This is a genomic window from Erysipelatoclostridium sp. MSK.7.34, from assembly GCF_019041935.1.
Taxonomy (GTDB): Bacteria; Bacillota_I; Bacilli_A; order Erysipelotrichales; family Coprobacillaceae; genus Thomasclavelia; species Thomasclavelia ramosa.
The window spans coordinates 232,065-245,610 of record NZ_JAHPYJ010000001.1; the positions used below are offsets into that span (position 1 = coordinate 232,065).

General features: G+C 32.1%; 15 protein-coding genes. 4 read left to right on the top strand and 11 right to left on the bottom strand.

The genetic code is table 11. From position 1 onward, the window contains the following. Positions 1 to 3: 3 nt before the first annotated feature. The 8 genes from KTF99_RS01180 to gpr form a co-directional block, all read right to left on the bottom strand. The gene (locus tag KTF99_RS01180; RefSeq protein ID WP_008791390.1) at positions 4 to 324 is read right to left on the bottom strand and encodes a helix-turn-helix domain-containing protein; all 321 of its coding nucleotides are present in this window, start codon (positions 322 to 324) and stop codon (positions 4 to 6) included. 27 nt (positions 325 to 351) lie between these two features. Continuing rightward, positions 352 to 1,191, bottom strand: coding sequence for a Cof-type HAD-IIB family hydrolase (locus KTF99_RS01185; RefSeq protein WP_003536433.1), 840 nt, complete (start codon positions 1,189 to 1,191; stop codon positions 352 to 354). A gap of 23 nt (positions 1,192 to 1,214) precedes the next feature. Then, entirely contained in the window at positions 1,215 to 2,516 is a 1,302-nt protein-coding gene (locus KTF99_RS01190) for a pyrimidine-nucleoside phosphorylase (RefSeq protein ID WP_003536432.1), read from the bottom strand. 82 nt (positions 2,517 to 2,598) lie between these two features. Next, entirely contained in the window at positions 2,599 to 2,859 is a 261-nt protein-coding gene (locus KTF99_RS01195; RefSeq protein WP_009300032.1) for a heavy metal-binding domain-containing protein, read from the bottom strand. 70 nt (positions 2,860 to 2,929) lie between these two features. After that, positions 2,930 to 3,883, bottom strand: coding sequence for a methionyl-tRNA formyltransferase (fmt, locus tag KTF99_RS01200; RefSeq protein WP_003536430.1), 954 nt, complete (start codon positions 3,881 to 3,883; stop codon positions 2,930 to 2,932). 22 nt (positions 3,884 to 3,905) lie between these two features. Next, a complete protein-coding gene (locus tag KTF99_RS01205; RefSeq protein ID WP_003536429.1) occupies positions 3,906 to 4,190 on the bottom strand; it encodes a hypothetical protein in 285 nt (94 codons plus the stop codon). Next, positions 4,187 to 4,936, bottom strand: a complete 750-nt coding sequence (gene spoIIP / locus KTF99_RS01210; protein ID WP_008791386.1) for a stage II sporulation protein P — start codon at positions 4,934 to 4,936, stop codon at positions 4,187 to 4,189. Before spoIIP ends, KTF99_RS01205 begins: the two co-directional genes overlap by 4 nt. Before the next feature lie 52 nt (positions 4,937 to 4,988). Next, complete coding sequence (gene gpr, locus KTF99_RS01215; protein WP_009300030.1) at positions 4,989 to 5,948, bottom strand: GPR endopeptidase; 960 nt, start codon at positions 5,946 to 5,948, stop codon at positions 4,989 to 4,991. Positions 5,949 to 6,092: 144 nt separating this feature from the next. Here gpr and rpsT point away from each other — a divergent pair, with 144 nt between their 5' ends. Next, positions 6,093 to 6,353, top strand: coding sequence for a 30S ribosomal protein S20 (gene rpsT, locus KTF99_RS01220; RefSeq protein ID WP_003536425.1), 261 nt, complete (start codon positions 6,093 to 6,095; stop codon positions 6,351 to 6,353). A gap of 33 nt (positions 6,354 to 6,386) precedes the next feature. Next, the gene (gene pepF / locus KTF99_RS01225) at positions 6,387 to 8,162 is read left to right on the top strand and encodes an oligoendopeptidase F (RefSeq protein ID WP_029480529.1); all 1,776 of its coding nucleotides are present in this window, start codon (positions 6,387 to 6,389) and stop codon (positions 8,160 to 8,162) included. 28 nt (positions 8,163 to 8,190) lie between these two features. Here pepF and KTF99_RS01230 read toward each other — a convergent pair whose 3' ends face one another. After that, complete coding sequence (locus KTF99_RS01230) at positions 8,191 to 9,597, bottom strand: uracil-xanthine permease family protein (RefSeq protein ID WP_009009206.1); 1,407 nt, start codon at positions 9,595 to 9,597, stop codon at positions 8,191 to 8,193. Positions 9,598 to 9,806: 209 nt separating this feature from the next. Here KTF99_RS01230 and ispG point away from each other — a divergent pair, with 209 nt between their 5' ends. Beyond that, positions 9,807 to 10,862: a flavodoxin-dependent (E)-4-hydroxy-3-methylbut-2-enyl-diphosphate synthase gene (gene ispG, locus KTF99_RS01235; protein WP_003536420.1), complete on the top strand. Its 1,056-nt coding sequence runs from the start codon at positions 9,807 to 9,809 to the stop codon at positions 10,860 to 10,862. A 59-nt stretch (positions 10,863 to 10,921) separates the two neighbouring features. After that, positions 10,922 to 11,191 (top strand): hypothetical protein, encoded by a 270-nt coding sequence (locus KTF99_RS01240; protein ID WP_008791383.1) that lies wholly within the window; start codon positions 10,922 to 10,924, stop codon positions 11,189 to 11,191. Here the strand turns inward: KTF99_RS01240 and KTF99_RS01245 are convergent. Then, complete coding sequence (locus tag KTF99_RS01245; protein WP_003536418.1) at positions 11,164 to 12,024, bottom strand: deoxyribonuclease IV; 861 nt, start codon at positions 12,022 to 12,024, stop codon at positions 11,164 to 11,166. The two genes, KTF99_RS01240 and KTF99_RS01245, sit on opposite strands and share 28 nt — an antisense overlap. Then, positions 12,024 to 13,394 carry a DEAD/DEAH box helicase gene (locus KTF99_RS01250; RefSeq protein WP_009300027.1) on the bottom strand — a complete coding sequence of 457 codons (1,371 nt, stop codon included), beginning with the start codon at positions 13,392 to 13,394 and terminating at the stop codon, positions 12,024 to 12,026. The genes KTF99_RS01245 and KTF99_RS01250 overlap by 1 nt, the downstream gene beginning before the upstream one ends. Positions 13,395 to 13,546: the final 152 nt, after the last annotated feature.

A 13,546-nucleotide genomic window follows, 5' to 3' on the forward strand; every position in this document is an offset into this window, starting at 1 on the left:
CTGTTATGTGTAATTATCAAATATTTGTTCAGCGGTCTTAATTAAAGCTTTTGAAAAAGCCAGCTCAAATACTTCATAATCAAATGAACTTCGTGTAATTCGATTAAACAGTCGATAAAAATCATCATGATTGCTGATAAAATAAGGAATTCCTGCATCAATACCCAAATACTCACAATACTTAAGATAATTATTGGTGTCAATGTTTCCACCTTTTTCAAATCGATAGACAGTACTCTTACTGATTTTCAACACTTTAACAATTTCTTTTTGGGGAATCTGCTTTGTTTTTCTAATTCTTTTTAACACTTTCCCTAATGTCAAGATAAACCTCTTTTACATTACCCCAATTTAAATTAAACCTAATCGCTGCAGACACTTAAAGATTCCATCATCATCAGGCTCTTCAAATGTATCATCCGCAATTGCTTTCAACTTATCAGGAGCTAAATACGATACTACTCCATAAGCTGCCTCGCTAATCATTTGAAAATCATTCATACTGTCACCAAAAGCAATCGTATCTTTCATATCTCCACCTAGATATGCAACTGCTCGTTTCATTGCATCACCTTTAGTACAATTTTTTAAAATAATTTCACCATTAATAAAATCGTCTGTTTCCTTAGAAAAAATAACGATATTAAAAAACTCACTTAAATACTTTACACAATCATAAAATGCCAACTTATCTTCTGCAATAAAACATACTTTTGTTACTTTCGTTTGCAAAATGTTAAATTCACTGATTGGTAAACGTACTTCTTCATTTCTACGCTCTTCTAAAAAACGTGCTAATTCAAGATTTCCTTCAAGAATATTTGCTTGCTTCTTTTCAAAAAAATCTTGGACACCTGGTGTTTGATACAAAGCATCTTTAGTTTCTAAGCTAAATAAAATTTTAGCATTAGTAAATAAAAGCATTACTTCTGATAAAACATACTGGTTAATAAAATTCTCAAAGATGTATTTACCATCAATACTAACAAAACCACCGGCTGAAGAAATTATTCCGTCAAATCCAATATCCCGTATCGATTTCATTATCGACACCGGAGCACGTCCCGTACATAAAAATGTTTTATGACCATTTGCCCGTGCTTTCTTTATTCCTTCTTCAGTATTCTTAGTTACTCGTTTACTTGGACCAATTAAAGTTCCATCAATGTCAAAAAATAAATATTTACCCATCTTTATCCTCCGTTATGACTATATTATACAAGGATTTCATCAATTAGTATCGGTTTTTCAACAAAAAAATCAACAATTTTATAAGCTCCATATAATTCGTTAATTAATTCATCGCTTACTTCATTATTTGCATGGATATAAGCTAATACTTCTCCCACCTTACATTGATCTCCAACTTTTTTATTTAAGATAATCCCTACGCTATGGTCAATAACATCATCCTTAGTCTGACGACCACCGCCTAATTTCATTGAAACTATTCCTAATGTTTTAGCTTCAAGAGTTTGAATATACCCAGCTTGCTTAGCTTTAACCTCAATAATTAGTTTAGCTTTAGTAAACAACTCAGGATTACCAATATACTCATCATTTCCATGTTGATATTTAACCATTTCTTTAAATTTATCTAATGCTTGACCAGTATCAATTACCCGCTTAAGCATTTTTAAAGCGGACTCTTCATTTTTGCATTTTTTGGCCTGTACTAACATATGACTGCCAGCTTCAAGACAAAGATTTAAAAGATCCTCAGGACCACTTCCATTTAATGTATCAATCGCCTCAATTACCTCTAAAGAATTCCCGATTGCTTTTCCTAGCGGTTGATTCATGTTTGAAATAGCTGCTCGAGTATCTTTACCTAGATGTTGTCCAATTTCAATCATTGTTTGTGCCAAGCGCTTAGCTTCCTCTTTAGTTTGCATAAAAGCACCTTCCCCATATTTTACATCTAATAAAATAGTATCGCTGCCAGACGCTAATTTTTTTGACATGATCGATGAAGCAATCAAAGGGATACAATCAACAGTTGCAGTTACATCACGCAGTGCATACATTTTTTGATCAGCCGGTACTAGTGTAGCACTTTGTCCAATAATCGCGATACCGATTTCATTAACTTGTTTAATAAAATCATCTTTACTTATTTGAATTTGCAAACCCGGAATCGACTCTAATTTATCTAATGTTCCCCCTGTATGACCTAAACCACGCCCCGACATCTTAGCAACTTTAACCCCACAAGCTGCAACCATTGGTCCTAAAACTAAAGATGTTTTATCTCCAACACCACCTGTTGAATGTTTATCAACCTTTACACCTGCAATTTCACTTAGATCAATTATTTCCCCACTATGAAGCATTTCATCAGTTAAGATAGCCGTTTCATGTTTAGACAGCCCATTAAAACATATTGCCATTAAAAAAGCACTCATCTGATAATCTGGAATATTGCCATCATTATATCCTTTAATAATAAAATGGATTTGTTCTTTTGTTAACTCATGATTATTTTTCTTTAATTCAATTAAATCAACCATTCTCATACTTACACAACCTCCGTAGTTATATTGTACTACAAACAAAACAAAATATTAATCTAAACAATAATAAATAAAAGACTTAGAATTACTCTAAATCTTCTAAAACAACAGCTGTTCCCATTAAAACCGGTTTATTTGAATCACGCAAATCAAAGCAAACCCCCAATACAGCATTGGCACCTAATTTTTCAGCAGCTTTAGCTAAATTTTCTTGAGCTTTGACAATATATTCTTCCACTCCCATTGTTACTCGAAAAGCTCGTATAGCATCATCATAGCCGACTACTATGCCTAAGTCTTTAACTACTTTTTTATTAGGATAACTGCTTAAAGTTGAAATAATCATTTCTATTTCCTCCTTTGTATCTTCTCTAATTATATCTTTTAATTTATAAAAAAAGCAACCATTAGGCTGCTTATTCGAATTTACTATCAACTTCAAAAATATTATTTCCATTCAAATAATCTTTAACTAACATTCGCTTCTTTCCAGCTAGCTGTAATTCTGTAATTAAATATATTCCTTCACCAGTTTTAACCCCAATTGCATCTTTAAAGATCTTAACGATTGTTCCATTTTCTTGATGAGCGTGGTGCTTAAGGGCATTTTCACATACATGAATTTTACCGGCCCAGATCTTTACAACTTTACCTTGATAAGTGGTATAAGCACCTGGCCATGGATTCATTCCACGTACTTGATTATATACTCGAAGAGCACTCTTACTAAAATCTATTTTTTCTTGTTCATGACTAATTGTTGGTGAATATGTAACTAAACTTTCATCTTGGGCAATTGACTCATTTGTACCAGCAAGTACGCTCGGTAAGGTTTCTAGTAACAACTCTGCTCCAGCAATACTCAAACGCTCATATAATTCTCCCGTTGTTTCCTCTGCTCCAATTGGCACTTCGACTTGAGAAATAATATTTCCAGCATCCATTTTTTTGACCATATACATGATCGTTACCCCTGTAACTTCTTCACCCTCCATGATTGCATAATGTACTGGCGCGCCACCACGATATTTAGGTAATAATGAAGCATGAACATTGATACAACCTATTTTAGGAGCATTTAAAACTGCTTCTGGAACAATTTGTCCATAAGCTGCAGTAATAATTAAATCCGGCTCTAAGGCTATGATTTCCTGATATTCTTCCTTAATTTTTAAAGGCTGATAAACTGGTATCCCAGAAGCCAAAGCAACTTCTTTAACTTCAGGCATTGTTAACACCTTTTTACGACCAACAAAACGATCGGGCTGAGTTACTACAGCAACAACATTATAATTATTTTCCAACAATTTTTCTAAAACCTGTTTAGAAAAACTTGCTGTTCCCATAAATATTATTTTTGCATCTTTCATAATATACACCATCACTTTCTTACTATAAAAGTGTACTAATAATATTGGAAATAATCAATACTAATGTTTCAATAACTTTAATACAAACTTCACTAATCTGTTTAACTACTAATGATAATGTATTTTCTTCATTATCATTAGTAGTTCCATAATCGGTAGTAATTGGTTTTTGTTCTTTAACATCCTCTTCAAACTGAGTAATATTCTTGTCAAATACAGCTTTTTGGATTCCGTAGTCTCCAAATAAACCATTAATCATAAATAACAATAATCCAACTAAACAAAGATCAATTAAAAAATTTTTCATCCTAAATATTCTCCAATCGCTTTAGCAATAATTTCTACTGTCGCTTGAACTTCTTCTTTAGTATTACTTTGAGCGCCAACCTCTATTAGAACCATATTGTCACTAATTCCTTGATTATAGTGAGATTTTTTCACATAAACACCACGGCTGATTTTTGGAACTGTTGCATTAGCTAAATCTGACAGTTTTTGTGAAAGCTGATTAACCGCATCAAATTTACCACTGCTTTTACCTACAACAAACATGATTTTAGCATATGATTTTCCATCATGGCTAATGGTTGACAGCTCTTTAGAAATCGAATCGCGATGAAAATCAATAATTAAGTCATAACCACCACTAAGCTTTAAACTCTCTTCAAGATACATTTTAGATACCGTATATGATTTATTATAAGCTATTTTATGAACCGCTTTATAGCCTTCAAAATCATTTCCTTCAACATCGCACTGGTATCCTTTATTATTTAAACAATCTTTTAAATAATTAGCTCCTTCTACGACATTAAAACCATCATATTCTTCACCCTGGTGAGTATTATAAATATGAATCTTTTTATCTTTCGTGGGAACAAAACTAGTGTTGGTTGGATTGGTTGCCACTGGAGTAGTTGGATTATTTTGTTCATTATTAATTGCATTAATAACTTGGGCATTTGATCCGCTTACTTTAGTTGGAAGATAAACAATTAAACCTACAATAACCGCCAATTTCAATAAAATTAAAAACGTATTTTTAAGTCTCATCTGCATCACCTACTATACTATACAATACAATAGTATGCATGAATTGTAGGATTTAGTACCTTAACGCATTAATACTTTTACTTATTATTTTTGACATAATTTCACACTGTTCATCAATTTGCTTATCACTTAATACAAAATTACAATCAATCGGATTCAATATTTCATTAAATAACAGCTCTAATTCACTATCATCCAATTTTCCTAATTGTCCTAACATCATTTCTTTTTGCTGTTCATTTAAGCTCCCATGATAACGTTCACGCTTTCCTACTTTTAATTTACTTATTGGATTTAAACTATCACCAAAGTAATCTAGCGTATAATTTAAGACATCACTTACTAAACTGCTTGCATAAATAACAGTTGGTATACCAATTGCAATTACCTTAGCACCCACAGTCTCCTCGTTGATTGCCTGACGATAATTACCTATCCCACTACCAGGATTTATCCCTACATCGTTAATTTGGATTACATGAGCTAATTTATGATAATTTTTAGCACAGAGGGCATCTACAACGATTACAAGATCAATATCCTCTTTATCCACTAACGCTTTTACAATCGCTCCAGTTTCCATCCCTGTTTGCACCATCACCCCAGGAGCAATACCTAAAATATCATAATAGTGATTAATTAATTTGTCTTCATCATCAAGAAAATGAGTAATCCGCACATCCCTTAAAGTTCGTGGGCCAATCGCATCATTAGTTAAATATTGATTACCTAACCCTACCATCAAAATCTTAGGATAATCAATCTTATCAATTAATGGCTTTAAATTATTTACAACTTCCTTAATAATAGCAGTTTGTTCCAAATAGTCTTTAAAACTTATTTCGATATAAGTTCCAATCCCCTGATTAATACTTTGATGAGCCTGAAGGATCGAAACTTTTTCAACCTTAACACCATCATTAACATACTCTTCCTTTTGATAATGCTTACCAACTTCTAGTTGCTCTAGCGATTCGGTTGCTAAATCACTACGTATATTACTAAAATTCATCCTATCACCTATTATAAATATCACCAATTATGGAAATTTAATACATATTTGTCCAATAATATCGTATCAATTCAAAAAAAAGTTGCATTTATTGGATTATTTTTATATAATGTAAAAGCAAGAAATGAAGCGAGGTGAAAGATCATGGCAAATATGAAACAACAAATTAAACGGTATAAAAATGATAACCAAAAAAGAGCAAAAAATACTTCATATAAATCAGCATTAAAAACTGCAATCAAAAAAGTATTAGCTGAAGTTGAAGCTGGAAATAAAGATGAAGCAGTAAAAGCTTATAACGAAGTAGCTTCTAAATTAGATGCTTCTGTAGTTAAAGGAATTCATCATAGAAACTATGCTAGCAGACAAAAATCTAGATTAGCTAAATTAGTAAACTCTATCTAATGATAGGGTTTTTATTTTAAAGGAGAAAATTGTATGGAGAGAAAAGATATTGATATTAAAGATACATGGGACTTAAGTACTATCTATAATAGCCATGAAGCTTTCTATCAGGATTTAGAAAAAACTAAATCTTTAATTAATGATTTAATTACTTTCAAAGGTAAAATTTGTAATAGTATTGATAGCTTTTATAATTTTTTAACAACAAAAGATACGGTTGAACGATTAATGAATAAATTATATTGCTATGCTCATTTAAATTGTGATGTCGAACCAAAAAATCAGGAATATCAAACTATGATGGCCACTATAATGGTAGTTTTAGAAGCTTCGTCAGTACAAATATCATTTGTCGATAATGAAATCATTGAGGCTAAAGATAAAGTACTGGAATATTTAAAAGATCCAAAATTAGAAAAATATACTTACAAGATTAATTCATTATTATCATATGAAGCACATATTCTGCCCAAAGAACAAGAAGAATTATTAGCTAAAGTGGAAAGTATTGCTGATACTTCTAGTCAAGTATTCAATGCTCTTCGTCTTGAATATGAAGATGTTGAAGAAGATGGAAAGTTGAAAACATTAAATAATGCTACTTTAAACCAATTCCTAAAGAATAAAGATGAAAAAGTACGTAAACAAGCATATACTAATTTCTTTAAAGAGTATCAGCGCTATGAAAATGTCTTTGCTCAAACATTGGCCGGGGTAATGAAAAAGGATGCTTTTTATGCCGATGTACGTAAATTCAATAGTGCTCTTGAAGCTAGCGTTTTTGATGATGATGTTCCTAGTGAATTATTTTTTAAAGTTTTAGAAAGTGCAAACGTCAAATATCGACACTTATTTCATCGCTATAACCGACTAAAAAAAGAGCTTCTAAAGAAAGATGTTATTTATAATTATGATTTAAATATTCCACTAGTATCTTCAATCAACAAAAAGTATACGATTGATCAGTGTTTTGAAATTATTAATGAATGTCTTAGACCATTTGGTCAAGATTATTTGGACATTATTAATAAAGCTCGAAATGAACGCTGGATTGATTATTATCCTACACCAGGTAAACGAATTGGTGCTTATTCTAGTGGTAGTTATGACACTAATCCTTTTATCTTAATGAATTTTATTGGTGACTATAATTCTCTTTCTACTATGATCCATGAACTTGGTCATAGTGTTCATAGTTATTTATCTAATCATCATCAAGATGCAGTTAACGCTAATTATCGTATTTTTGTTGCTGAAGTTGCTTCAACTGTTAATGAAACGTTACTGATTAATTATATGATCAAAAATGCTAAAAATGATCAAGAAAAAGCATACTTTATTTATGAACAATTAGAAAACTGTGTTGGTTTGATTTTTAGACAGCCAATGTTTGCTGATTTTGAATATAAATTGCACACGATGGCAGAAAATAATGAACCATTATCATCAAAAGTTATTACTGATCTATATGCACGACTTAACCAAGAATATTATGGAAAAGATGTAACTATGGATGAACTAGTTGGCTGGTCATGTTATTATGTACCACATTTCTATTATGATTATTATGTATATAAATATACGTTAGGTATGACCGTTGCCTTAGCCATAGTTAATCGTATTTTAAAAGGTAATCAGCAGCAAGTAACTGACTATTTAAATTTCTTGAAATCTGGAGGCAGCAAAGCACCTGTTGAGCTTTTAAAACAAGCGGGTGTTGATCCTTTAGATGATCAAATTTATGAAGATGCATTTAAATATTTTGAAGAACTATTAAATCAATTTGAAACAATTAAAAAAAATGCTTAGAGAATCAATTATGATTCTTTAAGCATTTTTACTTTTTTGCTTCTTTCTTTTTCGGAAGCACCAAACTTAATAACAAAGATACAACAAATACACCTGCAACAGCATTACCATTAAATATATCTCCCACTACTGGTGGAAAAGCTGCAAAAAAATTACCCGAAGTTTGAGTTAATCCTACCCCAATACAAAAAGCTAATGAAACAATGATCATTGTGCGCTCATCAAACTCATTTTCTTTAAGCATTTTGATTCCTTCATACATGATTGAACCAAACATCATCACTGTACATCCACCTAAAACTGCTTGTGGTAAGGAATTAAAGAATGCTCCTAACGGTGGAAATAGGGATGCTAAAATTAAAATCAATGCCCCTACTAAAATGGTAAAACGATTAATAACTTTTGTCATCGTAACTAATCCCACATTTTGGCTGAAAGATGTTAAAGGAATACAACCAAAACACCCTGAAATTGCGCTAGAAAGGCCATCAACAGCAAGTGAACCTTGTAGTTCCTCCATCTTAATATCACGTTCTAAAGCACCGGTACACACTGCTGTAGTCGCTCCCGTTGTTTCTGCAGCAGATACCAAAAATACGATTACAATAGTGAAGAATGCTCCTAAATCAAAAACTGGTGTATGACTCGTAAAAAAAACTAACTTGGGAATACTAAAAAAACCTACTTCTTGTATTGTTTTTGTTATTCCTGAAAAATCCACCATCGGAGCAATATTTGCGACCGTAAAAATAACAGATAGTAAATATCCAAAAATAAGTCCCACTAAAATATTTAAATTTTTATAAACACCTTTCAGTAAATAACGTGATACTAAACAGACAACTAAAGTGAATGTACCAACTAATAAATGATACCATGACCCAAAATCAGCAGCACCATTTCCACCGCCCCATGAATCCATTCCAACTGATAAAAGTGAAAGTCCAATTGCAATTACTACACAAGCTGATACAACTGGAGTTAAAAAACGTTTCCAGTATTTTGCACTCAATCCGACAATTCCCTCAAAGATCCCACCTAAGATGACCGCTCCGATCATCCCTTCATATCCTAAGTCTGGGTTCGTACAAATTACTAATAAACTTCCTAAAAAAGTGAAACTAACACCCATAACAATAGGTAATTTCGAACCAATCTTCCAAACTGGATAAAGTTGCATGCAGGTTCCAATCCCAGCTACAAACATTGCACATTGCAGCAATTGCGTGATCTCAGCTGAAGTTAAATGTTCTCCTGTTCCTCTTACAAGTGCTGCACCACATACAATCAATACAGGTGCTAAATTCGAAACAAACATCGCTAAAACATGCTGCAACCCAAAAGGAATTGCTTTTTTTAAAGGAACTCTTCCATTTAGCTTGTAAATATTTTCTGTACTTACAGATGTAACCTTTTCTTCTTTACTATTTTCCATCATAATGACCCCTATTTTCTTTTATCTTCTTGAAGTTATAACTGCTATCTATCCAAACAATAATAACTATAAAAAACGATAGAATTTTACCATAAAAATAGACAAATATCTACTCCCTAGTAAGCCTTTTCTTTAATAAAGCCATATAATAGAACATTTATTTTTATTAATAAGGAAGGATATGTTATAATTCTAACGAGGTGAAATTCATGAAGAGAAATGAAACAAGAACTATCAAAGTGGGAAACCTTACTATTGGTGGTAATAACGAAGTAATTATCCAGTCAATGACAAATACTAAAACTAAAAACATTGAAGCAACTGTGAAACAAATAAATGCTCTAGCTGCAACTGGCTGTCAATTAGTGCGACTTGCAGTTTTAAATAATGATGACGCTCTAGCTATTAAAGAAATAAAAAAACATGTTAGTATTCCGCTAGTCGCTGATATTCATTTTGATTATCGTTTAGCATTACAGGCAATTGAATCAGGAATTGATAAAATTAGAATCAACCCTGGTAATATCGGTTCTCCAGAAAAGGTTGAAATGGTTGTAAATGCCTGTAAGAAACATCACGTTCCAATTCGAATCGGAGTCAATAGTGGTTCTTTAGAAAAAGATATTTTAGCTAAATATGGCAAACCTACTGCTGAGGGAATGATTGAAAGTGCGAAAAAGCATGTTGAAATATTAGAAAGCCTAGGTTTCTATGATATCTGTATTTCTTTAAAATCATCAAACACCTTACTTACGATTGCTGCATATCGACTAGCAAGTGAAACTTTTGATTACCCTTTACATATTGGTGTTACAGAAGCCGGTACAAAGCTTGGTGGAACAATTAAATCTAGTTTAGGGATTGGCACGATTCTATATCAAGGAATTGGTAATACAATTCGAGTTTCTTTAAGCGATAGTCCCTTAGAAGAAATCAAAGTAGCAAAAATACTTTTGAAAGAATTAGAGCTAATTGATAATGTCCCAACTCTTGTTTCTTGTCCAACCTGTGGAAGAATTCAGTATGATCTGATTCCCGTAGCCCAAGAAATTGAAGATTTTTTAAATACCATCAACGCTAATATTACCGTAGCTATTATGGGTTGTGCTGTAAATGGTCCCGGTGAAGCTAAACATGCTGATATCGGAATCGCTGGTGGTTTTAAAGAAGGTCTTCTGATCAAAAAAGGTGAGATCATTCGCAAGGTAAAACAAGAAGATATGGTTGAAGAATTAAAAAAAGAAATTTTATTAATGATTAAGTAGTACATTTTAGTACTACTTTTTTACTTTATGCATATAATTGAAAAAAAGGAGGAAACATGATGAGTAACACTAGTTACAATGAATTATTTAATTTAGATTTTAAGATGTTTAAGAAGCTTGTATATGAGCAGGATATTGATATTGACGAAGAGCAATTATTACTAATTTATAATTTAATTCAAAATAATCGCTATGCACTGATCGATAGCCATTATAATGAAGTTCTCTACAATTATATAAGTGAAAAGACAAGTATCTCTACTTGCCTTAAAATTAAAAGTTTTTTATCAAATTGTCCCCATTACTTTAATCTAGGATTAAAAGTTTGAGTTCTAAACATCTCAATTTCTTCCTTATATGGAGCAATTTTTTCAATATATGGTGTTTCTAAAATCTTAGGAACACTTTTTAATTTATCATGATGAACGATCATATTCAATGTATCAAATCCAATATGACCATATCCAATATTTTCATGACGATCTTTACTTGCTCCACACTCATTTTTAGAATCATTTACATGAACAACCAATAACCGTTCCAAACCAATTTTTTGATCAAATTCTGTTAAAATATCATCAAACTTAGTTAAATCAAATCCAGCATCATGAAGATGACAAGTATCCATGCAGACCCCTAAACATTCATTATTATCAACATTTTCAATAATATATTGCAATTCATCGAAAGTTCGACCACATTCACTTCCTTTACCAGCCATTGTCTCTAAAGCAATTTTAACATTACCACAATCTTTTGTTGCTTCATTCAATCCTTCAACGATTCTTTCCAAACCAATCTGACTCCCAGCTCCTACATGGGCACCTGGATGTAAAACTAATCGTGTTGCTCCTATCGCTTTACAACGTTCTATTTCTTGCTTTAAAAAGCTGACTGCTAATTCAAAAGTCTCAGGTTTTGTTGTATTAGCTAGATTGATAATATACGGTGCATGCACAACAACATTATCAATTTCAATTCCATTTTCTTTCATTAATTCTTTTGCTTCTTCAATGCGTAATTGATCAATAGGCTTACGGGCAGTATTCTGGGGAGCTCCAGTGTAAAACATGAAAGTATTAGCCCCGTATGATAATGCCTCTTTGACTGAACCTAATAACATCTCTTTTCCTGACATTGAAACATGACTACCAATAATCATTAATTCTCTTCTCCATTCCTCTTAGCCGCTTGAGCTGCACGAGCTCTTTCTTTCTTTTGTCGGCGAATATCATTTTGAATCATTGCTCGTTTTTGTTTACGAACAACTTGCTCAACTTCTCTTTTACGTTTCTTTTTATAACCAGGTTTTACCTTTTTTGGTTTACGAATAATACTTTGAACTTTCTTTTCTAATTCGGTTTGTTGTTTAGGACGTTTATTTCTTTTTAAACGATCACCCAAATCAACAAATTGACCATTTTTAATCGTCATATTTTTAAAAAGAATTCCTTTACGTTCAAGAACTTTTAAATTTGCTTCATCGGTTGTATCATACATGCTGTAACATATTCCAGTATAATTTCCACGGCCGCAACGACCACTACGATGAATATAAAAATCCGGTTCTTTAGGAAATTCCATATTAATAACATGCGATACTCCATCAATATCAATTCCACGAGCCGCAATATCCGTTGCAACAATAAATTGATATTCATTGTTTTGAATTCGCCGCATCATTTGCTTACGTTCACGAGGTTCTAGATCACCATGAATCTCTCCCACTTTAAATCCGTCTTCTCGTAATTTTTTAGTCGTACTGGCAACATCACTACGAGTATTAGCAAAAATAATACATACATAAGGATCAATCGACTCAATAATCTTTTTTAATACCTCATAACGGTTTTTATGCTTAGTTGCAATTAGAATATGTTCCACATTTTCAGTAGTTACTTTATCATCATCAATCTCTACTAATACTGGTGATTTCATATATTTTTTTAAAAACGGTCTTAACATCTGCGGAATCGTTGCAGAAAAGACCATCATTCTTAAATCGTCACGCATCTTCCCGGCTACGGCATCAATATCTTCCAAATATCCAAATTCAAGCGTCATATCAGCTTCATCAACAATAAAAGTTGAAGCAGTTGTAATTTTTAAAGCTTGTTCATCTAAAGATAAATCTTTAATTCTTCCCGGTGTCCCAATAACAACATGTGGTTGAACTGCTAGTTTATTAACGGTCTTTTGACGATCATTTCCTCCAACGATCAAAGATACTTTGATCTCACTATTATATTTAGTAAATAATTTAGCATTGTTATAGATTTGGGTTGCTAATTCCCGTGTCGGGGCTGTAATTACAGCTTGAACACTATTATTCTTAGGATCGATGCGATCCATTACCGGTAACAAAAAGGCATGAGTTTTTCCTGTACCTGTTTGTGAAATACCAATAATATCACTATTTTTATACACTAAAGGAATTACTTGTTCTTGAATTGGAGTTGGTTTTTGAAAGCCTAATTCTTCAATTGTTTGTAAACAAAATTCCTGCATTTTAAATTTTGTAAATGTACTCATTTTGTACTCCTTTCTTTGATAAATTCAACTAATTTTAACATAACCAAAATAAAAAGCAAATAAAATAAACCTATTCTTTAAATAGATTTAGTATGTTCTATTCTAAGTCCTCAAAGTTAGTTTTAAAGACCTAAATCCCACTTAAAAACAAA